Origin of the sequence: Corynebacterium sp. HMSC035E02 (assembly GCF_001836065.1) — a bacterium.
GTDB classification, from domain to species: domain Bacteria; phylum Actinomycetota; class Actinomycetes; order Mycobacteriales; family Mycobacteriaceae; genus Corynebacterium; species Corynebacterium hiratae.
Genome location: NZ_KV827333.1, coordinates 1 through 26640 on the forward strand (window position 1 = coordinate 1; position 26640 = coordinate 26640).

Sequence of the window (26640 nt, forward strand, 5' to 3'; positions counted from 1 at the left end):
CAACCCGACGGGGCACAAAAGGAGGCTGGCCTAGTTAGAAGATTTAAATCAATATGCCCAAACAACTTAATATTATTTACAATGACGCCGCTTAAAGGAAAAGCGCCATCCGGCATACACCAACCGCGATACGCATACGGCGTATCGCAGCCAAAATGATAAAATCAACCAACACAAAAAGTACATTGGCACACTATTGAGTTCTCAAACATCATCCGCACACCACAACAAAAATTAACCAAACGTTAACCTCCCTGCGGCGGCCCGAACAACCTTACCCAACAAGCTCAACCAAAGTCAAACCCGCCAAACAAACATTGCCCGAACATCTACCACCAGTTAACCTCCCGGCTACCTCGCGGCGACTTCGATAAATATACGCACACCCCCAACAAACAACAAATCCCCAGGTAGTTCACCGAAACGGTGTGTTACATGGGGACGTCGCCAAGCACTGCTGCCTAGTAGAGCTCTTCCTCCTGAGTGCGCTCGATGGTCGCCCCCAGCGTTTGCAGGTTCTCTACAAAGTTGGGATATCCGCGATCGATGTGGAAAACATCGTGGACGGTAGTCGTCTCATCTGCACAGAGCGCAGAGAGCACCAAACCGGCGCCCGCGCGAATGTCGGAGCTCCAGACATGCGTTGAAGACAACCGCTCCTGGCCGCGGATGACAACATGGTGGCCATCCACCTGAGCGTCGGCGCCGAGGCGCAACATCTCATCGACGAATCGGAAACGGGACTCGAACACGTTCTCCGTAATGATGGAAGTACCTTCCGCAACCGCGGACAGTCCAATAGCGATGGGCTGAAGATCCGTTGGAAAGCCTGGGTAAGGCAGCGTTTGGTAGTCCACGGCGGTGGGGCGCCCATCCATACGCACGCGGAAGCCGTTGACATAGTCCTCAATATCGGCACCGGCCGACTTGAGCTTTTCCAAAGGCAGGTGCAGGTGCTTGGGAGCGATGCCGCCCACCGTAATATCTCCGCGCGTCATGACTGCGGCATAGGCCCACGTCCCGGCCACGATGCGGTCACCGATGACCTCGTGTTCCGTCGGCTGAAGCTTGTCCACACCGCGAATCGTGATGGTGGACGTACCTTCACCAGTGATGTCAGCACCCATTTCCTTAAGCATCAGGCACAGATCGACGATTTCCGGTTCGCGGGCGGCGTTGTGGAGCTGAGTTTCGCCGTCGGCAAGCACGGCAGCGGTAAGAATATTCTCTGTGGCGCCCACAGAGGGGAAATCGAGCTTGATGCTTGCGCCGTGCAGGTGGTCAACCTCCGCTACGACGGCACCGTGCTCAATACGCGTGCTCGCACCCATTTTTTCGAGTCCGGACTGGTGCATGTCCAAGGGGCGGGAGCCAATGGCATCTCCACCCGGCAAAGCCACCTTGGCGTGACCGCACCGCGCCGTCAGCGGACCTAGCACGCACACGGACGCGCGGAACTGCCGCACGGCGTCGAAGTCCGCGTTGGAGTGCAGCTCGGCCGGAGTGGTGATGCGCACTGTGTGGCCATCGATCTCCACTGAGCACCCGAGACCTTCGAGGACCTTGCGCATCAGGGGAACATCAAGAATTTCAGGACAGTTGGTCAGCGTGGTCGTGCCCTCCGCCAACAGTGCCGCAGCCATCAGCTTCAGCACACTGTTTTTGGCACCGTCCACCTTGACGGTGCCCTGCAGGCGCGCCCCACCGGAGACAATAAATTGGTCTTTCACGCCCACCCAACTTACCTACAATCAGGGCAGCGCGCCGATACGACGGGCCGCATTGACCGCTTCATAGCGGGTGTGGGCCCCCAGTTTGCGCATGACAGAACGCAGATAAGACTTCACCGTTTCGGCTCCGATGCCCATTTCCTCTGCCGCCTCAACGTTGGTGTGCCCCAACGCCACGCAAGACAAAACATCGAGCTCGCGCGCAGACAACTTGGTGGTCTGCTTCACGCGCACCGGGGAGACCATCTGGTCGCAGAGGGCTTCCAATTCCTTGCGGAGGTCCTCATCGTTGACGCGGTTAGCCAGCATCCGCAGCTTGGAGTGCGTCGAGCGCACCTGCTCCCATTCGGCGCCGTTCATCACGTGCCCGCGAGCGGCGCCGCCCTTGCCCCCATCGGCGCGGCGCAGTGCGGAATTAACCGCTAAATCCTGCTCGAGGCAGCGGGCGGTCATGGTGACCTCCTCGATGACCTTGTCACCCAAGCGGACCGGCGAATGAACACCAACATAAAGAACGCCGCGGATCTCACGCTGCACAGTCACCGGCACCGCCACGATGGAGTGCAGTCCCTCATCCTGGATGTAACGGTCGTTCTCGTGGCTGATCGTCGTGGCGCGGGTGTAATCGGATACACCTACAGCGCGGCGAGTGCTGACAACGCGCCCGCCGACGCCCACATTCGCGTCAATCACCAAGTTCTGCAAGGCCGGGGTGCGCAGACCTACCCAGTGGGTAATCTGCAAACGATTATCCGGCAGCAAGGTTCCGTACATCGTAACGGGAATTCCCGTTGCGGTCTTCAGCGACGATAGCGCTGCGCGTACGGCTTCGTCATCATCCTTGAGTCGGTGCGGCTCCATGAGGCTCTCTCTTACTCGGGGGTAACCAGCAGGTGCACCCACATTCCCCGCCTGAAACGGGGGTAGGTGAACACTATTTGCGAAGTATAACCGTCCGACGGGGGTAATTCTAAATCGCACCGCGCCCTACTCCGTCACCCCAAATCCCACATACCATGCCCGAATGCTCTGTTCAGAATTTATATACTACTTTGTCTAGTAGCGGGGTGTAAGGTGTCTGCTGTACATCGGAAGTTATTTACAAGGAGTCCACATCGTGGCTGTATACGACAACATTCTAGAAACCATCGGCGGAACCCCGCTGGTCCGCCTCAACCGTTTGACCGAGGGCCTCGGCGCCGAGGTGCTCGTGAAGGTTGAGTCCTTCAACCCCGCAAATTCCGTCAAGGACCGCATCGCCAAGGCGATTGTCGACACCGCCGTAGAAGCCGGCGAGCTGAAGCCGGGCGGCACCATCGTTGAAGCCACCTCCGGCAACACCGGTATTGGCTTGGCGCTTGTCGGCGCAGCCCAGGGTTACAAGGTCATCCTGACCATGCCGGAGACCATGTCTAACGAGCGCAAGGTGCTGCTGCGCGCTTATGGCGCTGAGATCGTGTTGACCCCGGGCGCTGCCGGAATGAAGGGTGCCGTAGAGAAGGCCAACGAAATTATTGCCGAAACCCCCAACGCGATCCTGGCTTCCCAGTTCGCTAATGAAGCAAACCCGAAGATCCACGAGGCAACCACCGGCCCCGAGATCTGGGAGGACGCCGAGGGCAAGGTTGATGCTTTCGTAGCCGGCGTCGGCACCGGCGGCACCGTCACCGGCGTTGGTCGCTACCTGCGCTCCCAGAACCCGGATACCTACTTGGTAGCTGTAGAGCCCTCCGACTCCCCCGTCCTGTCCGAGGGCAAGGCAGGCCCGCACAAGATCCAGGGCATCGGCGCTAACTTCGTCCCGGAGGTTCTGGACCGCGAGATCCTCAACGAGGTTCTCACCGCCACCACCGAGGAATCTGTCTCCACTGCCCGCAAGCTGGCCACCGAGGAGGGCCTGCTCGTCGGCATTTCCTCCGGTGCCAACGTCTCCGCTGCTCTCAAGCTGGCTGCACGCGAAGAGTTCAAGGGCAAGACCATCGTGGTTGTCGCCCCGGACTTTGGTGAGCGTTATGTCTCCACCATCCTCTTCGAGGACATCCGCGAGGCTTAGAGTTCCCAGCGTGGCTTTCCGCGGGGCGTCGCAAAGCGCACTGCGGTGAGCACCCCGAATAAAAGCGCCCTCTGTGCTAGGGGGCGCTTTTTCTTTCTAGATAGGATGGTTTGCATGCACATCTTGAAGATGATTCGTGAAGACCTCGCCAACGCGCGCGAGCATGATCCGGCCGCGCGCGGCGACGTCGAGAACGCCGTGGTCTACTCCGGCCTCCACGCTATTTGGGCGCACCGCATTGCCCACCGCATGTGGAAGCGTGGCTGGCGCGGGCCGGCACGCATCTTGGCCCAGGTGAACCGCTTCTTCACCGGAATTGAGATCCACCCCGGCGCCACAATTGGTCGGCGCTTCTTCATTGACCACGGAATGGGAATCGTCATTGGTGAGACTGCCGAGATCGGCGATGGCGTTATGCTTTACCACGGTGTCACGCTCGGCGGCCAGGTTCTCACGCAGACAAAGCGCCACCCAACGATCGGGGACAACGTGACCATCGGCGCCGGCGCCAAGGTGCTGGGCCCCATCACTATCGGTGAGGGCTCCGCAGTGGGCGCCAATGCGGTGGTGACGAAGGATGTACCCCCTCATCACACCGCTACGGGTATTCCCGCTAAGAACCGTCCTCGCAAGAAGGATGAGCGCATCAAGCTGGTGGACCCAGACTTCTACATCTAAGGGCGGCCGACTCCGTATTTAGAGGTTGCCCTCACGGTTAGTCAGACGCTGGTATTCAGGGTTCTTCTCAATAAACCGCGCCACGGCGCTGCACGTTGGGATGACTTGGCGGGCTATCGTCGAGTCATCATCCAACGCCGCCTTGATCAGAGGCTTGGACAGGCCTTGGCCTTGAAAAGACTCAAAAATTTCCGTGTGCGTAAATTCGCGCGTGGTGGCGGAGTCACTGTATTCAGCGAAGCCTGCTTCCTCGCCATCGACGGTGATGACGAAGCGGGATCGATCGGTTTGGTGCGCAACTGAAGTAGTCATGGTGCCCCATTAAACCAAAAAGCAGCAGACCACTAGAGCAACTCCGGGGGAACAAGGAAACAAAAGAGCCCCCTCCAGTACTGGAGGGGGCTTTCTTGTGGCCAGAGCCAGGATCGAACTGGCGACCCCACACTTTTCAGGCGTGTGCTCTACCGACTGAGCTATCTGGCCAGAAGCCACAAGGACTTCGGCGACCCTGACGGGACTTGAACCCGCGACCTCCGCCGTGACAGGGCGGCGCGCTAACCAACTGCGCCACAGGGCCATTTTCAATTATCTCTTGTGCGCTGGGCACGAATAAGTACTCTACACAAAGCTTGAGAAACACACCAAATCAGCATGTCATCTACGGTTTTTAGGAGTAAAGAAGTATCGTCCACGTGACTGCCACACAGCACCTAGACCTATCGGTCCCGACCCCGCCTTGAGTGGGCTATGACAAGCAAAACAATTCAAGCCTCGAAGCGTGTTTCTACAAACACCGCTCCGAGGCTTGGTATGGCGACCCTGACGGGACTTGAACCCGCGACCTCCGCCGTGACAGGGCGGCGCGCTAACCAACTGCGCCACAGGGCCATACATATTGACTTATGTACCAACACGTTAGTGTTGGTACCCCCAACGGGATTCGAACCCGTGCCGCCGCCGTGAAAGGGCGGTGTCCTAGGCCGCTAGACGATGGGGGCCCGTTGCCTTGAGGCAACTTTGTAAAAATATACTGGAGACATCCCTACTTAACCAAATCGCCCCGGCAGAAAGGCGGAAAACCATGGCTGACCAGCGCGATACTTGCTCCTGCCACGAGCCCGGCGTTCACGGCTACAACTCCGATAGCGAGCAAAAGGCAAAATACTTAGCGCGTCTCAAGCGCATCGAGGGCCAAACCAGAGGCATCCACCGCATGATTGCGGAAGACCAATATTGCATCGACATCATCACGCAGATCTCCGCGGTCACCTCAGCGCTCGAGAACGTCTCCCTAGCGCTGCTAGAAGACCACATAGAGCACTGCGTGGCAGGAGCCGCCGCCGAGGACGGGCAAGTAGCCACAGAGAAGCTAGAGGAGGCCATGCGGGCCATCCGGAAGCTCGTGAAGAGCTAGAGGAGCAAAGCCTGCTGAGTGGGCCACCCTACAACGCAAAAGAGCCGCCCGAAGGCGGCTCTTTCTGTGGGCCCTGCGGGGCTCGAACCCGCGACCTGCGGATTAAAAGTCCGTAGCTCTACCAACTGAGCTAAAGGCCCAACGCCCATCCATCTTAGTAGGTGACACTAAGGAAAAGGAAATGGCCCTCACCTCCAGCGGTAAGGGCCACGACCGAGCGGCATGAGCGATTAACCGCGCATGTCACCCTTCTCCATGAAGTTCACCTGGAAGTCAAAGGCGGTCTTCAGATCGTGCGGGGTGTGCTGGAACTTATTAGCCTTGGCACGCTCGTAGTATTCCTCAAGCAGCGGGCGGTAGTCCGGGTGCGCCACGGCGATAACCTTCTCCACGCGCTCCTTCGGAGCGAGACCACGCAGGTCCGCCACACCGTACTCGGTGATGATGACCATGGTGTCGTGCTCGGTGTGGTCGGTGTGGGACACGAACGGCACGATGGCGGAGATTGCGCCATCCTTGGCCACCGACGGGGAGACGAAGGTGGAGATGTAAGCATTACGGGTGAAGTCACCGGAGCCACCGGTACCGTTCATGATGCGGGAACCGGAGACGTTGGTGGAGTTGATGTTGCCGTAAATGTCGCCCTCAATCATGCCGTTGGAGGAGATCAAGCCAACGCGGCGAATAACCTCCGGGTGGTTGGACACCTGCTGTGGGCGCAGGATGATGTGCTTGGCGTAGCGCTCAGCCTCAGCGTTCATCTTGTCCGCGTACTCCGGGGACAGAGCGAAGGAGGTAGCGGAGGCGACGGTCATCTTGCCGGCGTCGATCAAATCGAGCATGCCGTCCTGGATAACCTCGGTGTACGCCTGAATGTTTTCAAACTTGGAGTCCAGCAGGCCGGCCATCACAGCGTTCGGGACGTTGCCCACACCGGACTGCATGATGAACTTGTCGTACTCAAGGCGGCCAGCAGCGACCTCGCCCTCGAGGAACTCGATGAAGTTCGCAGCAATCTTCTCGGAGACCTCATCCGGAGCCTTGAACGGTGCGTTGCGGTCCGGAGCGTCGGTCTTGACCACTGCCACGACCTTTTCTTCTGGGATCTCAATGTAGGTGGTGCCAACACGGTCGGCCGGCTTGGTGATCGGAATGGGCTGACGGTTCGGCAGCTTCTCAATCCGGTAGATATCGTGCATGCCCTCAAGGTTGAGGGACTGCCACTCATTCACCTCGATGATGATCTTGTCGGCGGCCTCAATGTATTCGAGGTTGTTGCCCACGGCCGAGGACGGAACGATGTTTCCGTTCTCGTCGATACGCACGGCCTCAATAATGGCTACCTGGAAGTCACCGTAGAAGCCCTCCTCTACCTGCTGACCGGAGTGCGAAAGGTGGATGTCCTGGTACAGCGCGGAGCCGTCGTTGAAGCGTCCACGCAGAACTGGGTCGGAATTGTACGGGGAGCGGAAGCGGATGGCGTTAGCCTCAGCCAGCACGCCGTCGCAGTCCGGGGCAGTCGAAGCGCCGGAGAAGACGTCAATCTTGAACTCTTCACCCGCCTCGTGAGCCGCCTTTGCCTTTTCCGCGATGGCGGTAGGCAGGGCCTTGGGGTAGCCAGCACCAGTGAAGCCGGAGATTCCCACACGGTCACCGTGATTGACGAACTTAGCTGCCTCGTCAGCGCTCATAACGAGCTTCTCAAACGGCGCGTATGCAATTCTCTCAGACATGAGTCCTCCTTTTATGTGCAGAAAAGACCTAGGTTACGGTCCTTTCCTATTAGTTACATGCACCACACTAGCGAATCGGTGGCGAATTTACCGCACTCTGCCCCAAACCGTGTGCACCCCTCACTTTTTTCATCAGAATTTGCCACCCTAGGCTTGTTCCGCGCACAATTGGCGGCGTGACTCTTGCTATCGGAAACATCCAGCTCAACTCCCCCGTTGTCCTCGCCCCTATGGCGGGCGTGACCAACGTGGCCTTTCGCGTGCTGTGCCGCGAGCAAGAGATAGCGAAGACCGGAACCGTCTCCGGCCTCTACGTGTGTGAAATGGTCACCGCACGCGCCCTCGTTGAGCGCAACCCAAAGACCTTGCACATGACCACGTTTGCCCCCGAAGAACAGCCGCGCTCACTGCAGCTGTACACCGTCGATCCGGAGTACACGTACAAGGCGGCCAAGATGATCGTGGACGAGAACCTCGCAGACCACATCGACATGAACTTCGGCTGCCCGGTTCCCAAGGTCACGCGCCGCGGCGGTGGTTCTGCCCTGCCCTATAAGCGCCGTTTGTTTGGCAACATTGTCGCTGCGGCCGTCAAAGCCACGGAGGGCACGGACATTCCAGTCACCGTCAAGATGCGCGTCGGCATCGATGACGAGCACAAAACGCACCTCGACGCCGGCCGGATCGCCGTTGCTGAGGGTGCCGCGGCCGTCGCTCTCCACGGTCGCACGGCGGCCCAACGCTACTCCGGCCACGCCGACTGGGGAGAGATTGCCCGCCTCAAGGAACACCTAGCGGATACTGGCATTCCCGTCTTGGGTAACGGCGATATCTTCAAGGCAACCGATGCGCACGACATGATGGAGCAAACGGGATGCGACGGCGTCGTCGTAGGCCGCGGCTGTTTGGGCCGCCCCTGGCTCTTCGCGGAGCTCTCCGCCCACCTGCGGGGTGAGCCGGTGCCGCCGGAGCCCACTTTGGGGGAAGTCACGCAGATTATGATTCGCCACGCCGAACTGCTGACACAGCACGAAGGCGAGCGCCAGGCCAGCCGCGATATTCGCAAGCATATTGGGTGGTACCTCCGAGGCTTTCCGGTGGGCGGCCAGGTACGCGCGGGGCTTTCTCGCGTCAATTCCTTGGAGGATCTGCGCGAGCTATTGGCGCCGTGGGCGGACTCGCCCGCGCTTGCCGACGACGCCGATGGCGCCCGCGGCCGCCAGGGTTCACCCGCCAAGGTGGTCCTGCCCGAAGGGTGGCTCGATGATCCGGAAGATGCCACGGTTCCGGAAGGCGCGGAGATCATGCACTCCGGAGGCTAGGAGCAGAACCTGCCTTGATCGTGTTGCCCGACAGGCACTAGACCAATAGTTGGGCTAAAGTACGTGGCATGCGCGCAGCTTACCGTGAACAGTTGGATAACTTTGCCCATGATCTGATCATCATGAGCACGACCGTCCATAGGTTGATGACTCTTGCCTCCCAGGCATTAATCGAGGCTTCCCTGCAACCAGCTGAGGAGGCCGTGTCGCTGCGCGATGAACTGGATGAGGTCCGCACGCGCTGTGAAGACCGTGCGGTGTCCCTTCTGGCCTTGGAGAACCCTATGGCCAAGGACCTACGCCAAGTGATCTCCTCCATCTATATTGTGGAAGATTTCTACCGCATGGGCCGCCTATCCCAGCACATTGCAACGAGCGCGCGTCGCCGCCACCCAGAGCCGGTTGTACCGGCAGAAATCATGGGCTATTTCGAGGAGTACACCCGCCTCGTCCTCGACATGTCTGCAGGGCTCAAAGACATCCTCATCACCCGCGATCCGGAGCTCGCGCTGCGCCTGACCGAAGATGACGATGCCGTGGATGACATCAACCATCACCTGCTGCGCATGCTGACCCAGCGGGAGTGGAAGGGAACGGTGCGCCAAGCCGTGGAGACTTCGCAGCTGTCACGCTACTACGAGCGATTCGCAGATCATTGTGCCGCCGCTGCCGGGCGCATCATCTACCTGGCCACGGGCTTGGACCCGGATCGCTATATGCGCAAGCGCGACCAGGAGCAGCGCGACGCCGAGATGGAAGCCCGCATGGCGGAGCTCGAGCGCCAATTCCGCAACTAGGCAGGCGTGTGGGCGTGGGTGATCCACCCGGCTCGATCCGAAGCACAAGAAAGCCGGCGCCTCTCCTAGACCTTAAACAGGTGAGAGAGGGCGCCGGCTTTGGGCACTAGTGGCATTTAGCCGAAGCGGCCAGAGATGTAATCCTCGGTGTCCTTCTTGGACGGGTTTTCGAAGATCTTGGTGGTGTCATCGAACTCGACGAGGTGGCCCGGCTTGCCGGTGGCCTCTAGAGAGAAGAAACCAGTCTTATCGGACACGCGGGCTGCCTGCTGCATGTTGTGGGTCACGATAACGATGGTGAAGTTTTCCTTCAGCTCGTGGATGAGGTCCTCAACAGCCAGGGTGGAAATCGGGTCCAGCGCCGAGCACGGCTCATCCATGAGGAGAACCTCCGGCTCCACGGCAATCGCACGGGCGATGCACAGGCGCTGCTGCTGACCACCCGACAAGCCGCCGCCCGGCTTATCCAGACGGTCCTTCACCTCGTCCCAGAGGTTAGCGCCGCGCAGGGACTTCTCGGCGACTTCCTTGAGCTTCTTCTTGTTCTTCTCACCGGACAGCTTCAGGCCGGCGACAACGTTGTCCTCGATGGACATGGTCGGGAACGGGTTGGCCTTCTGGAATACCATGCCGATGGTGTTGCGGACAGACACCGGGTCAACCTTGGAGCCGTAGATGTTCTGTCCATCCAAGAGGATCTCACCCTTGACGTAGGCGCCGGGGATGACCTCGTGCATACGGTTGAGGGTGCGCAGAACGGTGGACTTACCGCAGCCGGAGGGGCCGATGAAGGCGGTGACGGCCTTCGCCGGAATTTGCATGTTGACATTCTGTACGGCGTGGAAGTCACCGTAGTAGATGTTCACGTCGTTGAGCTCAAGCTTGGACATGAGTAGTGCTCCTATTGGGGGTAGGTGGAAAGTGAATACGGTTACTTCTTGACGGAGAACTTCGCCGAAACGATGCGCGCGCCGATATTGAGAATCGCGATGAGGACAACCAACGTGAGGGCGGCGCCCCACAGCTTGTCCAAGACAGCCGGATCAGCACCGGACTTGTACATATCCAGCATCATCAGTGGCAGCGAGGACTGCGCGCCCTTGAGGGCATCCCAGTTGATGGAGGACGTAGAGCCCACCAACACCAGCACCGGCGCGGACTCACCCATGATGCGGGCCACGGCGAGCATGATGCCGGTGACGATGCCGGAGAGAGCGGTCGGCAGAACGATGCGGGCGATGGTCTTCCACTTCGGTACACCGAGGGCATAGGAAGCCTCACGCAGGTCCATGGGGACCACACGGAGCATCTCCTCCGTATTGCGGACCACAATCGGAATCATCAGGAGTACCAAGGACAGCGCCACAGCCATACCGGAGCGCTTGAAGCCGAACAGCGTAATCCACATGGCGAAGATGAACAGTGCGGCCACGATGGAGGGCACACCGGACAGAATGTCCACCATGAAGGTGGTGAGGCGGCTCAGGGGGCCACCGCGGGAGTACTCCACAAGGTAAATCGCGGTAAAGATACCAATCGGAACCGAAATAACGGTCGCGATGATGGTCTGAACGAACGTACCGATGATGGCGTGCAGTGCACCACCGCCGGCTTCAGTATCCAAGATGCCGCGCTGAGATTCGGTCCACCACTCGGGGCTCAGGACAGCCCCGGAACCGCGAACAATGAGCTCGAAGAGGACCCACAGCAGCGGAATCATGGCGATGATCATCGTCGCCCACACGAGAGCGGTGGCGATGTTGTTGGTGGTCTTACGGCTCGAGGAAATATCCAGGAAGGTCGGACCGGAAGAAGCCGGGACAGAGTTAGAGGTTGTAGTCGTAGTCATCTCTGTTCCCTCCTTACTTGCTCTTCACGATGGAACGGGCAATTGCGTTGACCACGAAGGTCAGAAGGAACAGCATGAGGCCTGCAGCGATGTAGGCGCCGGCACGCATCTCATTACCGAACTCCGCGGCCGCCAAGGCGATGGCGGTGGCGAAGGTGGTACCGCCATCGAACAGCGAGAAGCGGAAGTCGACCAACGGGGAGACAACCATGTACAGCGCCATGGTCTCACCCAGCGCGCGGCCCAGGCCCAGCATCGAGCCGGCAATATAGCCGGACATACCGAAAGGAAGGACCGTCATGCGAATAACTTCCCAGCGGGTGGCGCCGAGTGCCAAGGCAGACTCGATCTGGCCCGGAGGGGTCTGCACGAAGACCTCGCGGGCGGTAGCGGCGATGATCGGCAGGATCATTACTGCCAGAACGATGCCACCGGTGAGGACGTTGCGGCCCGTCGCAAAGTGCGGGGAGTTGTCGTAGACCTTGAACAGGAAGAAGCCACCTGCCCAGGAGTGCAGCCACGTGTAGAAGCCGGACAATGCGGGGCCGAGAACCTGCCAGCCCCACAGGCCGTACACGATGGACGGCACGGCAGCGAGCATGTCGACGAGGAAGCCCAGCGGCTTCACCAGCTTGGCCGGTGCGTAGTTGGACAAGAAGATAGCAATACCGAGTGCCACCGGCATCGCGATGATGAGTGCCACGATGGAAATCAGCACGGTATGGCCGAACATGGTCGGAATACCGAACTTCATTGCGTCGGTATCATTGGTTTCCCAACGCTCGCCGTAGGTGAAGAAACCTACGATGCCGCCCTCATTGACGGCAAGCGAGGGAACCGCTTGCCACACAAGGAAGACTGCGATGGCAGCGATCATCACCGTGATCAGCGTGGCGGACGCAGTGGACAGGAATTCAAAGACACGATCGCCCGGGCGCTTGACGCCCGTCTTAACGGCTGGGGTAGGGGCAGCGCCTGCGTCGGATGCATGCACGCTAGGACGAATCGCCGAAACGGCATCCTCCCTCGCGGATGACGCTGTGGTGAGATTATTGTCTGCCATGAGACTAGGGAATCCTTTTCAACGGGATCAATAAAAAATGCGGGACACGCTACCGCCCCCAAAGCGCTCGTTAACGGCGGATTGGGGGCGGAAGTGTGTATTTAAACGGCAACTACGGCACTAAGGCCCGCAGTTAACGCGCTTACTGGATAGCGTCGACAGCTGCCTTCAGGCGCTCGAGGTGGTCACCAGCAACCGGGATGAAGCCTGCGTTCTCCAGCTCGTCATTCTGGTTGTCCAGAACGGTGTTGAAGAATGCCTTCACCAGAGCGGAGGTTTCCTCATCGTAGCCAGCAGAGCAGACGATGTTGTAAGTGGTCAGGATGAGCGGGTAGGCGCCCTCGTCGTTGGAAGCAAAGAGCTTGTCGGAGTCAACAACCATGTTGTGCTCGGAGCCGGTGTCCTTGAAAGCAAGGTGGTCCAGAGCAACACCGACGGACTCAGCGTTGAGCTCAACCGGGCCGTTGCCGAAGTCAATCTTGGCAATCTTGACGCCATCGGCTTCCTTCTGGTGAGCGTAGCCAGCTTCAACGTAGGTGATAGCACCCTCGATGGAAGCGACCTGGTCAGCCACACCGGAGGAACCGTTAGCGCCCTCACCAACAGCATCCGGGAACTGCTTGCCCTCGCTGTCCCAGTTGCCGGTAGCGGCGGTCAGGAACTTCTGGAAGTTGTCGGAGGTACCGGACTCATCAGAGCGGAAGATAACGGTGATGTTCTTGTCCGGCAGGTCGGTGCCCTCGTTCTCAGCCTTGATGGCGTCATCATTCCACTTGGTGATCTCGCCCTTGAAAATCTTAGCCAGGGTGTCGGTGGAGAGGTTGACCTCGGTGTCACCCAGGTTGTAGGCGATAGCAACCGGGCCGATGGTGGTCGGCAGGTGCCATGCATCGTTGCCGTCGCAACGCTCCTTAGCAGCCTCAACCTCACCCTTGTCCTCCTTCAGGGCGGAGTCGGAACCAGCGAAGTCAACGGTGCCACCGTTGAAGGCCTTCACACCAGCGCCGGAACCGGAGGAGGTGTAGGAGAAGTTAGCATCCGGGTACTCGTTCAGGAAGGCCTTCTCGAAGACGGACATTGCGGACTTCTGGGAGGAAGCGCCCTCACCAGAGAGGTCACCGGAGACCTCTACGGAGTCGGAGCCGCCATCGGCGGAATCAGACTCGTTGGACTCGGAGCAGGCAACGAGAGCGGTGGAGGTGGCGGCGACGATGCCGAAGATAGCGGCAGTGCGCTTGAAGTTGCGAATCACGGGGAACCTTTCCGGTACGGATACAAGAGAATGATTTTTCGAGGAAATCGCCCCCTACCCTCTCCAAAGGCAAGCGCGATTAACTCACGGGAAGTAAAGCTATATGCGGAGGGTTAACCCCACAGGGATCAAGAGGTGAACAATCGGTTAACTTGTACCAAAAGGCGGTGAGACTAGTCACTTTTCGCCCAGACGCAGTGCTCCTCCGCAGTACCAAAGCCGAGCTTCTCATAGGCCTTTACTGCCGGCTCATTGTCCGCCTCGACGTACAAGATGACCTTGTCCGCTCCTTTAGCGACCATGCGCTGCAAGCCAGCGGTGAGCAACGGGCCGCCGAGCCCGCGCCCGCGATAGTCCTCGCTCAGCCCCACAACATAGACCTCACCGAAGGCTGGGATGTCCTCCTCATGCCATTTCAGCCAGTGAAAGCCGGCCATGGTTGGGGCACTGTGCTCACCACCGTGCGAATCCCACAGGAAGAGCACGTCGGCCGGATCGAACCATTCGGCTTCCATCCCGCGGTGTAAACGCTCCAGGTCCCACCCACCTTGCTCTGGGTGCCAGGAAAAAGCCTCGTTGTTGGCTCGTAACCACTCCGCCTCGACGTACTCGCGCCCGAAACGCTCGACCGACTCCGTGTACGTGCAGATCTCTAGGCCTTCGACCTTTGCGGACGCTTCCTCCGCCGCGCGTAGGTCCCGTCCCTCAATCGCCATGACGAGCAGGCGCCTGACGACGTCCATCCCATTGCGCTTCGCCAGCGCCTGGGCGGCCGGGAGGTTGCCATGAGCCCAGATCTGGGGGGAGGTTGGGAGGGCGTCGACAAGCGCCTGCCCCACCCCGCGCCCGCGGTGTTCGACGTCGACGACGAGCTCTACCGTCTGCCCTTCGACGGCAGCCACACCTGTTATCTCACCGTCTTCAAGTGCGAGCAGGTGGCGGTGCCCAAGGCGACCATCTCGCAGGCCGACCACAAACTGCTCGGAGAACGGCGCATAACCATCGTGCGTTTCGGCGCGTGTGGCCAGCTCCTCCACGCGCTGTGCCAAATCCGGATTCTGCGGCAGGGTAAGGGTCCCAATATTCATGTTTCCCAGCTTACGTGCGGTAGTAATAGAAGGGTGACCGTCATCTACCTCAGCCGCCCCGTCGTCCGACTCGCCGCCGTCGCGGGAGTGGTTCTGACCGCATGGCTGGCAGATTCCGCGGTGGCGATGCATGCCGAGCACACCGTGGCACAGAAGGCGAAAGCCAGTTCCCAGCTGGAAAACAGCCCCAATGTGTACATCGGCGGTGTTCCTTTTACCCTCGGCGCTCTGACCAAAGAGGTTCCTTACCTCGAGGTCAACTCCTCCGACGTGGAGGTGCCCAAGCTCGGGATGGTCAACGCCTCCACGACGCTGCGCGATATCACCATTCGTCCCGAACAGCTCTTCAGCGGGGACCTAGAAGGTGCACCGGTCTCCACTTACACGCGCAGCATTAGCATCGACGGAGTAGCCCTCGGCCGCCTGCTGGGCATTACGGACCTATCCATCGCCAACCCAGATGACATGTCCCCCACCGGCGGCCCGTCTGCCGAAGCGGAGCTCACCGGCACGCTGCCGGGAGACACCACCAAGTCCACGGCGACGGTAACGTTGCGCCTCGTTGGGCCGGAATTTCGCATGAGCGTCTACGGGACCGATGATGAGCGCCTCAAGAAAGCATTCGGGTTGGTCTTGGATACCCGTCAACTACCGTTGCCTGCCCAGGCCACCTCCGTGAAGCTGCACGGCGGTTCCATTACGTTCGAGGTGCAGCGCCGCAACATCACTTTGAAGACGGCGCAGCTCTCCCCTCTCGAAATCGATGGATCGGAGGAAAAGGCCGTCGAGGATGCAGCGCAAAAGGCACAGGACACCGCCAACGAAGTAGGCAGCGCACCGACGACGCCGCCGAGTTGGCGCCAAAACTAGTTGATGCGAACGAGGTCGCGCAGGATCCTGCGGACGTTGCGGTGTATGGGCGGGGCCGGATCGGTAGGAGCGAAGACTTCCAACGCGTCCGCCTCCGATTCCAGATGCACCTCCGTGAAGGTTCCCTCCGACTCTCCGTCTGCCTGGAAGCGGTGCGGCTTCGGGCACACCAAATCCACCTCGACGGCATCCTCAAAGTGCAGCGTTCGGGCATCCGTGACCTTATTCAGCCAGTGGCGGTGATCCACGCCAAAGAGGTGGAGCACGCCCACAAGACCATCAATGCCACCGAGGTCTGACACCCCGAAGAGGCCAAGGCCTTGGTCGAAAGAGTTGCGCGGATTCGTCACCACCGGCAGCGGTCCGAGGAAGGTCCACGGGTTGGTATTCGAGGTGAACATGACGGGCACGTCATCAGCCGAGAAGGTGTCTCCCGAGCCGGAGCGCGCACGCACGCTAATGCGCGGTGGGCGAATGCGGGCGCGCTGATAGGCCTGAAAGGCCACGGCCAAATAGCGCAACGGGGTAGCTGCAAAGCCCATTTCCCGAGCACGGTCCACGCGAGCGAGCACGTCGGCATCCAATCCGAAACCAGCATTAACCGCGAACCATCGGTCATTCCACACTCCCAAGGACACGGTGCGGCGCGTATTGCGTTCCAGCATCCGAGCCAGCACGTGTGCTGCCTCGACTGGAGTATTGGGGAAGCCGAGGGCGCGGACGAAGACGTTGGCGGAGCCCGTGGGAATCACCGCGAGAGCCGGAATGTCCTGGGGGCTGGGACGTTCCGCGGAATCTGCGGGGCCCAACAGCCCGTTCACAATTTCGTTCACCGTGCCATCTCCCCCGAAAACCAAGATGACATCGAAGTCTTCCCTGGTCATGCCCCGCACTATATCCTCCGCGTGCCCCGGATAATGCGTAAAGCGAGCAAGCAGCTGCAGCCCCTCCACGTCCCGAATGACGGGCAGAACCTCACGGAAAAGGGCCGAATTCTGGCTCGTGGAGTTCGGGTTTGAGATCAGCAATGCGCGCATGACCCCCTAGACTACTGGAGCCTAGTGGTTTCCGCGGCGCCCCCACGACTACGCTGGGGCAGCATGAGCGAACAGACGAATAATGAGAATCACCCGGAAAACACCCAGCCGGAGAACGGCAAGATTGATGGCAACGCAGCCGTCAACCAAGCCGCGGAAGCATGGAAGGATGCTGCCTCCCGCAACATCCCCACCGTTGATGTAGCAGAGAACCCTTTGCCCGATGAGACGGCAAACCTGCGTCAGGGCCCGTCACTGCACGATGGCCTCCTGGGGCTTCTCCCCCTCGTCGGTGTCTGGCAGGGCGAAGGCCAGGCCCACAGCACCGACGGCGAACAGTACGCCTTTGGCCAGCAGCTCATCATCGCTCACGACGGTGAGAACTACCTGACCTACACCTCCCGCACCTGGAGGATCGATTCCGAGGGCAACCCGGCGGGCCCGGACGCGCGCGAATCCGGATTCTGGCGCATCTCTCTCAAGGACGAGATTGAGATGACCTACACCTCCTCCAATGGTGTCAACGAGATCTTCTACGGCTCCCTGTTCAACGAGCGCGCCTGGCAGCTGGAGTCCGCCTCCACCATGGTCACGGAGACAGGCCCCGCCAACATCGGCCCCGGCAAGCGCATGTACGGCCTGATGCCGAACAACAACCTGGGCTGGGTAGATGAGCGGCTTGTCGACGGCGAAATGCGCCCCTTCATGTCCGCCGAGCTCACCCGTGTGGCAGGCTAGCTAGCAGGCGAGCTAGCCGCATAAGGGAATCTAGCGGGCCAGGGCGGCGTCGATCAGCGCGCGTATTTCTTCTGCGTTCGCCGGCGCCTTGAGCTTCGTGTCATCGAGGCGCGTCACCCGCACCGCTGTGCGCACCGAGGAGACCAGCCACACCGAGTCAGCCTCCTCGAGGTAGCTCAGGTTGAGCTCCTTCGCCTTGCAGCGATATCCCTGTTCTGAGGCGTATTCAAACAGCGCGGCCTGCGTGGTTCCGGGGAGTATCCCCTTACCCGCGGGGGTGCGCAGCTTGGTTCCCTTAACCGCCACCACGGTTGAGGTAGCCCCCTCCAAGACCTGCCCCGTGTCGGGGTCGGTAAAGATCACATCATCAAATCCGCGCTCGCGGGCCAGCCGCAGTGTGGCCATGGTTGCCGCATAGTTCAACGTCTTGGCCGGCAGCTCCTCCGCCACCTGCCACAATCGCGGCGTACTCATGACCTTGACGCCCTTCGCACGCTGCGCCACCACATCCTCCGGGATTTCCTGAACCGCGACCCAGGCCGTGGGCACCCCGGTGGAGGCCCGGCCGCGGGTATAGGTCCACGTGCACTTGGCTTCGAGCGGCGATTCACCCGTGTCCCCCGCGCCGGCGGGGCCATAAAAATCGGCGATAGCCAGCGCGGTGGCTTCCTCCCACTTGTGCATCGGCGGCTCCGGCAAATTCAGAGCCTGGGCGGAGTGTCGGAAGCGCTCCGCGTGGCGGTGAAGGTTCGCCGCCTTGCCATCACGCACTAGAAGGGATTCAAAAATCCCGTCTCCGCGCGTGACCGCGGCATCATCCCAGTAGACCAACGGTAGGTTCGGCATGTGGCGCCGCACCGATCCCCCAAACGGCTCCACGACGTAGATGACCGGCTCTTTTCTGCACTGAAGGCTCATAGCCCCGATTATGCCCTACCATCGGAGGGCGTGAGTTACTCTTCGCCACTTCTTTCCCGGCCCGGAGCCGCTGAGTTCCAGGGCACCACGCTCGTCGATGTCTCCGGGGTCCCCTGGCACTACGGCACCCCCCTCGTCGAACAGCGCGCGGTGGAAACAGGTTCAGCCATCATCGACCGCTCCCATCGCCACGTCATCGCGGTTTCTGGGCCCGATGCCCAGGCCTTCCTGCATAACCTCCTGAGCCAAAAGCTCGATGACGTGGACGCCGGCTTTTCCGCAGGTGCCCTTGACCTCAATATTCAGGGCCACGTCCTGCACCACATGGATCTATCTTTCGACGGGGAAACCTTCTACCTCGATGTGCCGGCGGCGCAGTTCGAGTCTTTGCGAGATTTCCTCACCGCCATGGTGTTCTGGTCCCAGGTCACCGTAGAGGAAGCGGACGTGGCGGTCATCAGCGTGCTCGGTCAAGCGCTGGACAAACCTTCCACAGCTCTGGTGGAAAGGCCCGTGCACTGGCCGGGCTGCCCGCGCCAGGACTTCCTCGTGCCGCGGGACAAACTAGACGCAGCGGTGCAAGAGTTGGAGGCCCAGGGCGGAAGCTTAGCGGGGCTCATGGCTTTTACCGCCGAGCGCGTGCGGGCACGCGAGCCCGAACTAGCCGCAGATCTCGATGCAAAGACTATCGCCCACGAGGTTCCGCATTGGATCCGGCGCAGCGAGGAGCAGCCCGCGTTCGTTCACTTGGACAAGGGCTGCTACCGCGGGCAGGAGACCGTCGCGCGCGTAGAAAACCTTGGGCGCTCTCCCCGTTTATTGGTGCTGCTCTACCTCGACGGCTCCGCCCCGGAGCAACCGAAGAGCGGAGCGGACATCACGTCGGGCGGGCGTCGCGTGGGCAGGCTCGGCACCGTGGTGGAGGACTGTGAGTATGGCCCCATCGCGCTTGGTCTAGTAAAGCGCAGCGCCCTCGACCATGGAGAGCTGGCCATTGGTCCGGTAGCAGCATCGATCGAGCCGGATTCCATCCCTGCCGATGAAGGCCCGAAGGCCGGCCGTGCCGCTGTGGATCGCCTGCGCGGAAAATAGTGGCACATTACACAATGGACTATTTGCCGCAGGGTGGAGCACTTTTCAGCACACCGCTAGGGGGTAGTTCGGAATTTTTTCGTCACACAGGCTATGGTGTCTTACAGGAACATACACATATCTGACTAAGACGATGGGGCGGCCAAGAATCCCTGGACCGCCCTACACACCTCAAGGGGGTCATGCACATGGGACGCGGACGCGCCAAGGCAAAGCAGACCAAAGTTGCACGCCAGCTGAAGTACAATTCGCCCGAGATGGATCTGGATTCGCTCCAGCGTGAACTCGCCTCACAGAACTCCAAGCGCTCCAGCGATGAGGACGAGGATCAATACTCGGAGTACGCGGATTACGAGGACTATGCGGATCGCTGGGACTCGGACGAGTGGGATGAGGATGATTCCGAGGAGCGCTAAGCGCGCGAATCACTTCCCCATTCTGTACATGCACAGCACGTAAGCGAAGGGCCGGAGATGCCTCCCCTCTTAGTGAGGGGCGCCTCCGGCCCTGTTCCTTTTCTTCAGAACCTAGAACCCTGGGTGCTCGCCGGTCATGAGGACGCGCGGCTCGCCTTCTTCGGCGACACGGACGGTGCCCAGCTCCCATGCCTCAACGTGGCGGGCGGTCATCATGGCCAACGCGCGCTCGCGATCCTCCGGCGCAACGACGGCGATCATGCCAACGCCCATGTTGAACGTCTTCTCCATTTCCTCGAGGGCGACCTTGCCCACGGAGGAGATGGTCTTGAAGATCTGGCCCGGAGTCCACGTCGAGCGATTAACCTCAGCGGTCAGGCCCTCCGGGATCACGCGCTCGAGGTTGCCCGCGAGGCCACCGCCGGTGACGTGGCAGAAGGTCGACACCGCGCACTCCGATACCAGCGCCAAACAGTCCTTGGCGTAGATGCGGGTAGGCTCCAAAAGCTCCTCACCGAGGGTGCGGCCCAAGTCTTCCATGTAGCCGTCCAGCGGCAGGCCGGCCTGCTCCAGCAGCACGTAGCGCGCCAAGGAATAGCCATTGGAGTGCAGGCCAGAGGACTTCATAGCGATAAGGACGTCGCCGTCACGTACCTTGTCGGGGCCGAGGAGCTCATCGGCCTCCACCACACCGACCGCGGTGGCGGAAACATCGTACTCATCCTTGCCCATGACGCCCGGGTGCTCAGCGGTCTCGCCGCCCAGCAGCGCTGCACCTGCCTGCACGCAGCCCTCAGCAATGCCCTTGACAATGTCCGCGACCTTTTCCGGAACAACCTCGCCCACGGCGATGTAGTCCTGGAGGAAGAGCGGCTCGGCGCCGCACACGACGAGGTCATCAACACACATGGCAACCAGGTCAATGCCGATGGTGTCGTGCTTATCCATGACTTGAGCCACGGCCAGCTTGGTGCCCACGCCGTCTGACCCGGCCGCGAGGACCGGCTCCTTGTACTCGCCCAGCTTAAACAGGCCGGCGAAACCGCCCAGCCCGCCCATGACCTCCGGGCGGGAGGCACGCTTGGCGTGCGGGGTGATTAGCTCAACTGCGCGGTCGCCTTCCTCAATGTTGACGCCGGCGGCAGCATACGTGTTCTCGCTCATGAGTGACTTAGTCCTTAATCGTTAGTTGTCGTCGAGCCCTGCAGGGTACGCACGGCCTCAGCATTGGGGTTTCCGGCGGGCAGTCCAAGCGGGTACTCGCCATCGAAGCAGGCACAGCACAATTCGCTGCGGGGCTGCTCGGTGGCCGCCACCATCTCATCGGTGGAGACGAAGCCCAGCGAATCTGCACCGATTGCCGTGCAGATGGTCTGCGCCACTTCCTCCGGGTCATCGGAGGGGTTGGCATTAGCAATCAGTTCACCCGGGGAGGCGAAGTCGATGCCGTAGAAGCACGGCCACTTTACCGGCGGGGAGGCGATGCGCACGTGGACCTCGGCAGCGCCGGCTTCCCGCAACATCCGGATCAGGGCGCGCTGCGTGTTGCCGCGGACGATCGAATCATCCACCACCACGATGGACTTGCCGTCAATGACCTCCCGCAACGGGTTGAGCTTGAGGCGGATGCCCATCTGGCGTTGAGACTGCGTGGGCTGGATAAAGGTGCGGCCCACGTAGGAATTCTTGACCAAGCCATGTGCAAAGGTCAGCCCAGATTCGCGGGCATAGCCCACGGCGGCCGGGTTGCCGGACTCGGGAACGGGGATCACCATGTCCGCGTCGGGCGCTGGGTACTGGCGCGCTAGGCGACGCCCAATTTCCACACGCGTGGCATTGACGGAGCGGCCTTTGATGTTCGTATCCGGCCGCGCCAGGTAGACGTATTCGAAGACGCAGCCGTGGCGCTTGGGTTCCGCGAAGCGCTCGGAGCGAATACCGGTCTCATCAATAGCGACGAGCTCGCCAGGTTCAATTTCCCGGATGAACTGCGCGCCCACGATATCGAGGGCGCAGGTTTCGCTCGCCACCACCCAGCCGGTGGTGAGGCGGCCGAGGGCAAGCGGGCGCACGCCGTGCGGATCGCGAGCGGCATACAGCGTGTGCCCGTCGGTAAAGGTCAGGCAGTATGCCCCCTTAACCCTGGGCAACAGCTGCAGTGCCGAGTCGAAGACTGAATTATTCTCGCTGACGCCATCCGCCAACAAGATGGACAGGCACATGGAGTCAGAGACGGATTCTTCGTGCGGCTTGATGAGCCCGCGTTCCACGGCCTCGGCGCGCAGCTCCACGTAATTCACCAAGTTGCCATTGTGGCCGAGTGCAATGTCAACGCCGCTGGGTGACGTCCCAAACATCGGCTGCACATTCGACCATTCCTTGCCGCCCGCGGTGGAGTACCGCGTGTGGCCAACAGCCACGTTTCCGTGCAGAGAGGTCAGGATGGATTCATCGAAGACATTGGACACCAAGCCCATGTCTTTGAAGACCACGATGCGGTCATCATCCCCCACCGCGATGCCCGCGGCCTCTTGGCCGCGGTGTTGGAGGGCAAAGAGGCCGAAGTAGGTTAGCTTGGAAACCTCTTCGCCTGGTGCCCAAACACCGAAAACTCCGCATTCTTCGCGGGGCTCCGGATCCAGGCTGGGATCCGTCGACAGGGGCTTAGTCATGCTCTGGACGTGTTCAGCTACCACGGCGCTAATCCTAGCCGTTCCGGCCAGTGAAAACTAACGGAATCACGGGCAAACAGGCAGCAATCTCGTGGGCACGGGAGCCGGAGGCGTCCACGCGGCCGTCGCCAAGCGCCTGCTCCCACCCCACTACACCGGTAGCCAGCTGCAGCCACGTCAGGGGATCCATCTCCACCACGTTCGGAGGGGTGCCCCGGGTATGGCGAGGCCCGTCGATGCACTGCACTGCCACGAATGGGGGGACCCGCAGCTCCACGGAGTGCCCCGGCGCGTCCGCCTCCAGCAGGCGGGCGGTGGTGCGTGTAGCGGCCGCAAGCGCGGGGCGACCTGGTTTTTCCACGCCTTCAGGGTCACGGATCCACTCCGCCACTGCCTCGACGGCGGCGCGGGTCGTGGCGGCGTCAACGGCCTTCTTCATACGGTAACCACGCTCCCTGATACTTTGTTATCCATGTCACCAACCATGCCATCAAGCTCGTCGGAAGAAAAGAAGTCCGTTCCCCACGAGAAGTCCCCTTCCATCACCCTGCGGTTTATGGCCGCCCCCACCGATCTCACCATCGCCGGCGCCCAAGGCATCGGCGGCGGCCGCGTCCTGGAATGGATTGATAAGGCCGCCTATGCTTGTGCGGTCCAATGGTCGGGTACGTACTGCGTGACGGCCTATGTGGGCCACATTCACTTCACGCGCCCCATCCCCTCAGGCCACCTCGTGGAGGTGCGCTCGCGCATTGCGATGACGGGGCGCTCCTCCATGCACATCGTCAACGAGGTGCTTTCCGCCGACCCGCGCGATGGCATTTTTACCCGCGCGTGCGACTGCCTCGTCATCTTCGTGGCCAAGGACACGGAAACAGGTAAGTCGGTCGCCGTGCCGCCGCTGGTTCCGGACACCGTAGAGCACCAGCGTGTGTGGGAAGCCGCGGAATCCCGCATCGAGCTGCGCCAAGCCATCGAAGCGGAGATGGAAAAGCAGACTTATGATGGCCCTTCCGATGCCCCTCGAATGGTCACCCGCTTCTTGGCTAAGCCCACTGACGTCAACTGGGGCGGCAATGTCCACGGTGGTACGGCCATGGAATGGATTGATGAGGCCGGCGCTGCCTGCACCATGGAGTGGTCAGGCGAGCACACAGTGGCGGTCTATGCCGGCGGCATTCGCTTCTACCGGCCTATCCATATCGGAGACCTCATCGAGGTCGATGCCCGCATGATGCGCACGGATACCCGCTCGATGCAAATGTCGATCCACGTCCGCGCGGGTAACCCGCGCGGTGGCCGCGAGAAACTAGAAACCGCCATCCACGCCACTGTGGCCTACATGGGCATGGACGCTGACTGGCAGCCGCTCGCCGCCCGCCAGTTTGTCCCCCGCACCGAAGAAGACAAGCGCCTGTGGGAGCACGCCGGTATTCTCCGCGGCCTGCGCGGCAAGTACTCCCCGAAGCCGCTGGTGGTGGCGCCACAGCATCAGCACGTGGATTAGCCGCTGGATTAGCCTATGGCTAATCCAGCACCACGCAGCTAGTTCAGAGGCTCAACCCGGCACGCCACGTGGAGGGTGCTCGGATCCTTGGCTTTGCGCAACGTGACGTCGCGCGCTCCGACCTCAGTGTTTGTAGCGACGCGCGCTCCGGCCTCAGTGTTTGTGGCGACACTCGGAGCCACAAACACGCCCGTCGTCGCCGGAAGAATAACCGGCTTGTAGAAGTCCGCGCTGATGCGTACAGCACTTGAAAGGGTGCCGTCGAGCACCGACAACATCCGGGCGTGCGTATACATGCCGTGCGCGATGGGCCCGGGAAAACCGAAGAGCTTGGCGCCCACGGTGGAGACGTGGATGGGGTTCTTATCGCCGGATGCCGCGGCATAAACGCGGGTGCTCTCGGGGCTAAAGCGCAGCGTTGCCGTGGGCGTTCCCGCCTCATCATCAGGGAAGTCGAGGAAGCGCTCGGCTTCAGGGCGCGTTCGCACCTGCCGCGGGGTGTCCTTGGTGAATTTCGCGCCCTGGCCTAGGAAAACCGAAGTCTGGCGCCAGATCTCCTCACCACCCACGCTGTACGTGGTCACCATATCGATGACCAGCCCCTTGCGGTGCGGGCGGAGGTTTTCCGCGTGCACGGAGATGTCGCAGCTTTCGTCGACGCGTAGCGGGCGGGTCTGCTCGATGCGGTTCGACAGGTGCACCACGCCGACTGCGGGAAAAGGAAAGTCCTGTGCCGCCATCACCTTGATTGCGAGTGGGAAGGCCAGCGCATACAGGTAGGTGGCGGGCAACTCATTGCCCAGGCGCAGGCCCGTGGCTTGGCAGTAGCGAGCCAGGTGCGCGGTATCGACGCGCACTCCCTCGACGCGGTAGGCGGTCTGCGGGTCGTCGACCTTGCGCTTGCCGGCCCCCAGCCCGGGGATGGGCACCGCGCCTACCATGAGTGAGCGGTAAAGGGCGGGAAGGTCAGGAATCTCGTTGAGTGTGGTGACGTTCATTTATGCTCCCATGAGGTTCTGGCCGCACACGCGGACCGTGTTGCCGCTCACCGCGGCGGAGGCCGAGGCAGCGAAAAAGGCGACGGTCTCCGCGACGTCGACAGGCAAACCACCTTGCTGCAGTGAGTTCAGGCGCCGGCCGATTTCGCGCGGCCCAGTGGGCATCGCCGCAGTCATGGCGGTTTCGATGAATCCGGGGGCAACAGCGTTGATGGTGGAGCCATTCTCCGCCAAGACGGAGCGCAAGGAATCAACGAGCCCGATGATGCCTGCCTTCGTCGTGGCGTAGTTGGTCTGGCCGCGGTTGCCGGAAATGCCGGCCATGGAGGACACACCAACCACGGCCGCCCCCGGCGCGAGGGCTCCGGATTCGAGGAGGTTTTCGGTAATGCGTACCGGTGCCAGCAGGTTAACAGCAAGGACAGCGTCCCACTGCCCCTCGTTCATGTTGGCCAGCAGCTTGTCGCGGGTGATTCCAGCGTTGTGGACGATGACGTCAATAGCTCGACCATGACGCTCCTGGGCGTGCTGGGCAATCTTGTCCGCGGCCTGAGGGTCAGTGACATCGAGAGGCAGCGCGGTGCCTTTGACCTTGTTCGCGGTCTTCGCCAGGTGTTCGCTAGCTTGCGGGACGTCGATGCAGATGACGCTGGCACCGTCGCGGGCCAGCACCTCGGCGATGGTAGCGCCAATACCGCGAGCAGCACCGGTGACCACCGCGAGGCGCCCGTCGAGCGGCTTCTCCCACTTCGCTGACTCACCTCCGCGTGCGGGGGAGCCCTCACTCACCGCGCCCACGCGGACCACCTGGCCATCCACGAAGGCCGACTTCCCGGAGAGGAAGAAGCGGAGGGTGGACTCCACCTCCGCGGTGGCCGCAGGATCTACCCACACCAGGTTCACGGTGCCGCCCTTGCGCATCTCCTTGGCCAAGGAGCGCGTAAAGCCTTCGAGTGCGCGCGCGGTAATCCGGGCGTCGATAGTATCTGCAGCCTCCGGGGTGGTGCCGACAACCACGAGGCGCGCGCACGGCAGGAGGTTGCGCATCTGTGGGTTGAAGAAGTCATACAGCTCGCGCAACTGCTCGGGGGTCTCTAGGCCGGTGGCATCGAAGACGAGGGCGGCGCGCGGGGCCTCCGCAGAGGCGTTGATGATCTGGTAATCCACGGCTAGCTGGGAGCGAAGAAAGTCGGCGATGCGTCCCTGGCCGCCAATGACGATGGGGCCATCGAGCGCCGGTTCGCCTACTTTATGACGACGCAGGGGGTGGCCCTGGGGTACACCCGCTTTGGCGGCAAGCGGAGAGTTGATGAGCTTCTCGGCAATGGTGACGTGCGGCATAAGGTGACGCATTCCTTTCTGAGATCTTCACAACCTTGCGAGCATTATTTTGCTAGTTGCAAGGCCCGTTAA

26 protein-coding genes and 5 tRNA genes are annotated in these 26640 nt (G+C 61.1%); 10 read left to right on the top strand and 21 right to left on the bottom strand.

Features of this window, described 5'->3' with window-relative positions:
- Window positions 1–461: 461 nt before the first annotated feature.
- Window positions 462–1730, bottom strand: coding sequence for a UDP-N-acetylglucosamine 1-carboxyvinyltransferase (gene murA, locus HMPREF2635_RS04365; protein WP_046649321.1), 1269 nt, complete (start codon window positions 1728–1730; stop codon window positions 462–464).
- Between the two features lie 21 nt (window positions 1731–1751).
- Window positions 1752–2591 (bottom strand): acetate metabolism transcriptional regulator RamA, encoded by an 840-nt coding sequence (ramA, locus tag HMPREF2635_RS04370; protein WP_046649294.1) that lies wholly within the window; start codon window positions 2589–2591, stop codon window positions 1752–1754.
- 253 nt (window positions 2592–2844) lie between these two features.
- Between ramA and cysK the strand changes: the two genes are divergently transcribed.
- Both cysK and epsC read left to right on the top strand, forming a co-directional pair.
- A complete protein-coding gene (gene cysK / locus HMPREF2635_RS04375) occupies window positions 2845–3783 on the top strand; it encodes a cysteine synthase A (RefSeq protein ID WP_175973585.1) in 939 nt (312 codons plus the stop codon).
- Between the two features lie 114 nt (window positions 3784–3897).
- Window positions 3898–4461, top strand: a complete 564-nt coding sequence (gene epsC / locus HMPREF2635_RS04380) for a serine O-acetyltransferase EpsC (RefSeq protein WP_118779504.1) — start codon at window positions 3898–3900, stop codon at window positions 4459–4461.
- Window positions 4462–4479: 18 nt separating this feature from the next.
- On the opposite strand, the gene HMPREF2635_RS04385 is transcribed toward epsC, so the two are convergent.
- The 5 genes from HMPREF2635_RS04385 to HMPREF2635_RS04405 all read right to left on the bottom strand — a co-directional run bounded on the left by HMPREF2635_RS04385 (window position 4480) and on the right by HMPREF2635_RS04405 (window position 5459).
- A complete protein-coding gene (locus HMPREF2635_RS04385) occupies window positions 4480–4773 on the bottom strand; it encodes a GNAT family N-acetyltransferase (RefSeq protein WP_049157635.1) in 294 nt (97 codons plus the stop codon).
- A 98-nt stretch (window positions 4774–4871) separates the two neighbouring features.
- Window positions 4872–4944, bottom strand: a tRNA-Phe gene (locus tag HMPREF2635_RS04390).
- Window positions 4945–4964: 20 nt separating this feature from the next.
- Window positions 4965–5038, bottom strand: a tRNA-Asp gene (locus HMPREF2635_RS04395).
- A 234-nt stretch (window positions 5039–5272) separates the two neighbouring features.
- Window positions 5273–5349 (bottom strand) — tRNA-Asp (locus HMPREF2635_RS04400).
- Between the two features lie 34 nt (window positions 5350–5383).
- Window positions 5384–5459: transfer RNA gene (locus HMPREF2635_RS04405), tRNA-Glu, on the bottom strand.
- Window positions 5460–5542: 83 nt separating this feature from the next.
- Between HMPREF2635_RS04405 and HMPREF2635_RS04410 the strand changes: the two genes are divergently transcribed.
- Window positions 5543–5875 (top strand): metal-sensitive transcriptional regulator, encoded by a 333-nt coding sequence (locus HMPREF2635_RS04410; protein ID WP_046649297.1) that lies wholly within the window; start codon window positions 5543–5545, stop codon window positions 5873–5875.
- A 67-nt stretch (window positions 5876–5942) separates the two neighbouring features.
- Here HMPREF2635_RS04410 and HMPREF2635_RS04415 read toward each other — a convergent pair.
- Together HMPREF2635_RS04415 and HMPREF2635_RS04420 are read right to left on the bottom strand one after the other, a co-directional pair.
- Window positions 5943–6015: transfer RNA gene (locus tag HMPREF2635_RS04415), tRNA-Lys, on the bottom strand.
- Window positions 6016–6105: 90 nt separating this feature from the next.
- Window positions 6106–7608, bottom strand: a complete 1503-nt coding sequence (locus HMPREF2635_RS04420; RefSeq protein WP_046649298.1) for an acetyl-CoA hydrolase/transferase family protein — start codon at window positions 7606–7608, stop codon at window positions 6106–6108.
- A gap of 176 nt (window positions 7609–7784) precedes the next feature.
- Here HMPREF2635_RS04420 and dusB point away from each other — a divergent pair, with 176 nt between their 5' ends.
- Both dusB and phoU read left to right on the top strand, forming a co-directional pair.
- A complete protein-coding gene (gene dusB, locus HMPREF2635_RS04425) occupies window positions 7785–8930 on the top strand; it encodes a tRNA dihydrouridine synthase DusB (RefSeq protein ID WP_046649299.1) in 1146 nt (381 codons plus the stop codon).
- A 68-nt stretch (window positions 8931–8998) separates the two neighbouring features.
- The gene (gene phoU / locus HMPREF2635_RS04430; RefSeq protein ID WP_049157153.1) at window positions 8999–9727 is read left to right on the top strand and encodes a phosphate signaling complex protein PhoU; all 729 of its coding nucleotides are present in this window, start codon (window positions 8999–9001) and stop codon (window positions 9725–9727) included.
- Window positions 9728–9843: 116 nt separating this feature from the next.
- Here phoU and pstB read toward each other — a convergent pair whose 3' ends face one another.
- The 5 genes from pstB to mshD all read right to left on the bottom strand — a co-directional run bounded on the left by pstB (window position 9844) and on the right by mshD (window position 14979).
- Window positions 9844–10617 (bottom strand): phosphate ABC transporter ATP-binding protein PstB, encoded by a 774-nt coding sequence (gene pstB, locus HMPREF2635_RS04435; RefSeq protein WP_046649300.1) that lies wholly within the window; start codon window positions 10615–10617, stop codon window positions 9844–9846.
- Between the two features lie 41 nt (window positions 10618–10658).
- Window positions 10659–11576 carry a phosphate ABC transporter permease PstA gene (gene pstA, locus HMPREF2635_RS04440; RefSeq protein WP_046649301.1) on the bottom strand — a complete coding sequence of 306 codons (918 nt, stop codon included), beginning with the start codon at window positions 11574–11576 and terminating at the stop codon, window positions 10659–10661.
- Window positions 11577–11589: 13 nt separating this feature from the next.
- The gene (gene pstC, locus HMPREF2635_RS04445) at window positions 11590–12639 is read right to left on the bottom strand and encodes a phosphate ABC transporter permease subunit PstC (RefSeq protein ID WP_046649302.1); all 1050 of its coding nucleotides are present in this window, start codon (window positions 12637–12639) and stop codon (window positions 11590–11592) included.
- A gap of 142 nt (window positions 12640–12781) precedes the next feature.
- A complete protein-coding gene (gene pstS, locus HMPREF2635_RS04450; RefSeq protein ID WP_046649303.1) occupies window positions 12782–13891 on the bottom strand; it encodes a phosphate ABC transporter substrate-binding protein PstS in 1110 nt (369 codons plus the stop codon).
- Between the two features lie 173 nt (window positions 13892–14064).
- The gene (gene mshD, locus HMPREF2635_RS04455; RefSeq protein ID WP_070511021.1) at window positions 14065–14979 is read right to left on the bottom strand and encodes a mycothiol synthase; all 915 of its coding nucleotides are present in this window, start codon (window positions 14977–14979) and stop codon (window positions 14065–14067) included.
- A 33-nt stretch (window positions 14980–15012) separates the two neighbouring features.
- On the opposite strand from mshD, the gene HMPREF2635_RS04460 reads away from it, so the two are divergent.
- Window positions 15013–15849: an LmeA family phospholipid-binding protein gene (locus tag HMPREF2635_RS04460; RefSeq protein WP_046649304.1), complete on the top strand. Its 837-nt coding sequence runs from the start codon at window positions 15013–15015 to the stop codon at window positions 15847–15849.
- Here HMPREF2635_RS04460 and HMPREF2635_RS04465 read toward each other — a convergent pair.
- Entirely contained in the window at window positions 15846–16886 is a 1041-nt protein-coding gene (locus HMPREF2635_RS04465; protein ID WP_046649305.1) for a diacylglycerol/lipid kinase family protein, read from the bottom strand. The two genes, HMPREF2635_RS04460 and HMPREF2635_RS04465, sit on opposite strands and share 4 nt — an antisense overlap.
- Before the next feature lie 63 nt (window positions 16887–16949).
- Here HMPREF2635_RS04465 and HMPREF2635_RS04470 point away from each other — a divergent pair, with 63 nt between their 5' ends.
- A complete protein-coding gene (locus HMPREF2635_RS04470) occupies window positions 16950–17624 on the top strand; it encodes a heme-binding beta-barrel domain-containing protein (protein ID WP_070700865.1) in 675 nt (224 codons plus the stop codon).
- A gap of 30 nt (window positions 17625–17654) precedes the next feature.
- Here the strand turns inward: HMPREF2635_RS04470 and HMPREF2635_RS04475 are convergent, their stop codons facing one another.
- Complete coding sequence (locus HMPREF2635_RS04475) at window positions 17655–18542, bottom strand: aminodeoxychorismate lyase (RefSeq protein WP_070680172.1); 888 nt, start codon at window positions 18540–18542, stop codon at window positions 17655–17657.
- Window positions 18543–18572: 30 nt separating this feature from the next.
- Between HMPREF2635_RS04475 and HMPREF2635_RS04480 the strand changes: the two genes are divergently transcribed.
- Entirely contained in the window at window positions 18573–19634 is a 1062-nt protein-coding gene (locus tag HMPREF2635_RS04480) for a CAF17-like 4Fe-4S cluster assembly/insertion protein YgfZ (protein WP_070821316.1), read from the top strand.
- 188 nt (window positions 19635–19822) lie between these two features.
- Complete coding sequence (locus tag HMPREF2635_RS04485) at window positions 19823–20050, top strand: DUF3073 domain-containing protein (RefSeq protein WP_070511197.1); 228 nt, start codon at window positions 19823–19825, stop codon at window positions 20048–20050.
- A gap of 111 nt (window positions 20051–20161) precedes the next feature.
- Here HMPREF2635_RS04485 and purM read toward each other — a convergent pair whose 3' ends face one another.
- Genes purM through HMPREF2635_RS04500 form a run of 3 tightly spaced genes read right to left on the bottom strand, consistent with a single transcriptional unit; the run spans window position 20162 to window position 23161 of the window.
- On the bottom strand, window positions 20162–21214 hold the full coding sequence (purM, locus tag HMPREF2635_RS04490; RefSeq protein ID WP_070821317.1) for a phosphoribosylformylglycinamidine cyclo-ligase: 1053 nt from the start codon (window positions 21212–21214) through the stop codon (window positions 20162–20164).
- Between the two features lie 14 nt (window positions 21215–21228).
- Window positions 21229–22722: an amidophosphoribosyltransferase gene (purF, locus tag HMPREF2635_RS04495; RefSeq protein ID WP_210401588.1), complete on the bottom strand. Its 1494-nt coding sequence runs from the start codon at window positions 22720–22722 to the stop codon at window positions 21229–21231.
- A gap of 34 nt (window positions 22723–22756) precedes the next feature.
- Entirely contained in the window at window positions 22757–23161 is a 405-nt protein-coding gene (locus HMPREF2635_RS04500; protein WP_070516644.1) for a sterol carrier family protein, read from the bottom strand.
- A gap of 33 nt (window positions 23162–23194) precedes the next feature.
- Here HMPREF2635_RS04500 and HMPREF2635_RS04505 point away from each other — a divergent pair, with 33 nt between their 5' ends.
- The gene (locus HMPREF2635_RS04505) at window positions 23195–24229 is read left to right on the top strand and encodes an acyl-CoA thioesterase (protein WP_070516645.1); all 1035 of its coding nucleotides are present in this window, start codon (window positions 23195–23197) and stop codon (window positions 24227–24229) included.
- A gap of 38 nt (window positions 24230–24267) precedes the next feature.
- Here HMPREF2635_RS04505 and HMPREF2635_RS04510 read toward each other — a convergent pair whose 3' ends face one another.
- Together HMPREF2635_RS04510 and HMPREF2635_RS04515 are read right to left on the bottom strand one after the other, a co-directional pair.
- Window positions 24268–25227, bottom strand: coding sequence for a MaoC/PaaZ C-terminal domain-containing protein (locus HMPREF2635_RS04510; RefSeq protein WP_070821319.1), 960 nt, complete (start codon window positions 25225–25227; stop codon window positions 24268–24270).
- Window positions 25228–26568, bottom strand: coding sequence for a 3-oxoacyl-ACP reductase (locus tag HMPREF2635_RS04515; RefSeq protein ID WP_049157178.1), 1341 nt, complete (start codon window positions 26566–26568; stop codon window positions 25228–25230).
- Window positions 26569–26640: the final 72 nt, after the last annotated feature.

Excerpts from the sequence above, each read along its gene's own strand:
- ramA (WP_046649294.1), bottom strand. The coding sequence starts at position 2,591 with ATGGAGCCGCACCGACTCAAGGATGATGACGAAGCCGTACGCGCAGCG.
- epsC (WP_118779504.1), top strand. The coding sequence starts at position 3,898 with ATGCACATCTTGAAGATGATTCGTGAAGACCTCGCCAACGCGCGCGAG.
- HMPREF2635_RS04385 (WP_049157635.1), bottom strand. The coding sequence starts at position 4,773 with ATGACTACTTCAGTTGCGCACCAAACCGATCGATCCCGCTTCGTCATC.
- HMPREF2635_RS04410 (WP_046649297.1), top strand. The coding sequence starts at position 5,543 with ATGGCTGACCAGCGCGATACTTGCTCCTGCCACGAGCCCGGCGTTCAC.
- HMPREF2635_RS04420 (WP_046649298.1), bottom strand. The coding sequence starts at position 7,608 with ATGTCTGAGAGAATTGCATACGCGCCGTTTGAGAAGCTCGTTATGAGC.
- phoU (WP_049157153.1), top strand. The coding sequence starts at position 8,999 with ATGCGCGCAGCTTACCGTGAACAGTTGGATAACTTTGCCCATGATCTG.
- pstB (WP_046649300.1), bottom strand. The coding sequence starts at position 10,617 with ATGTCCAAGCTTGAGCTCAACGACGTGAACATCTACTACGGTGACTTC.
- pstA (WP_046649301.1), bottom strand. The coding sequence starts at position 11,576 with ATGACTACGACTACAACCTCTAACTCTGTCCCGGCTTCTTCCGGTCCG.
- pstC (WP_046649302.1), bottom strand. The coding sequence starts at position 12,639 with ATGGCAGACAATAATCTCACCACAGCGTCATCCGCGAGGGAGGATGCC.
- mshD (WP_070511021.1), bottom strand. The coding sequence starts at position 14,979 with ATGAATATTGGGACCCTTACCCTGCCGCAGAATCCGGATTTGGCACAG.
- HMPREF2635_RS04465 (WP_046649305.1), bottom strand. The coding sequence starts at position 16,886 with ATGCGCGCATTGCTGATCTCAAACCCGAACTCCACGAGCCAGAATTCG.
- HMPREF2635_RS04470 (WP_070700865.1), top strand. The coding sequence starts at position 16,950 with ATGAGCGAACAGACGAATAATGAGAATCACCCGGAAAACACCCAGCCG.
- HMPREF2635_RS04475 (WP_070680172.1), bottom strand. The coding sequence starts at position 18,542 with ATGAGCCTTCAGTGCAGAAAAGAGCCGGTCATCTACGTCGTGGAGCCG.
- HMPREF2635_RS04485 (WP_070511197.1), top strand. The coding sequence starts at position 19,823 with ATGGGACGCGGACGCGCCAAGGCAAAGCAGACCAAAGTTGCACGCCAG.
- purM (WP_070821317.1), bottom strand. The coding sequence starts at position 21,214 with ATGAGCGAGAACACGTATGCTGCCGCCGGCGTCAACATTGAGGAAGGC.
- purF (WP_210401588.1), bottom strand. The coding sequence starts at position 22,722 with ATGACTAAGCCCCTGTCGACGGATCCCAGCCTGGATCCGGAGCCCCGC.
- HMPREF2635_RS04500 (WP_070516644.1), bottom strand. The coding sequence starts at position 23,161 with ATGAAGAAGGCCGTTGACGCCGCCACGACCCGCGCCGCCGTCGAGGCA.
- HMPREF2635_RS04505 (WP_070516645.1), top strand. The coding sequence starts at position 23,195 with ATGTCACCAACCATGCCATCAAGCTCGTCGGAAGAAAAGAAGTCCGTT.
- HMPREF2635_RS04510 (WP_070821319.1), bottom strand. The coding sequence starts at position 25,227 with ATGAACGTCACCACACTCAACGAGATTCCTGACCTTCCCGCCCTTTAC.
- HMPREF2635_RS04515 (WP_049157178.1), bottom strand. The coding sequence starts at position 26,568 with ATGCCGCACGTCACCATTGCCGAGAAGCTCATCAACTCTCCGCTTGCC.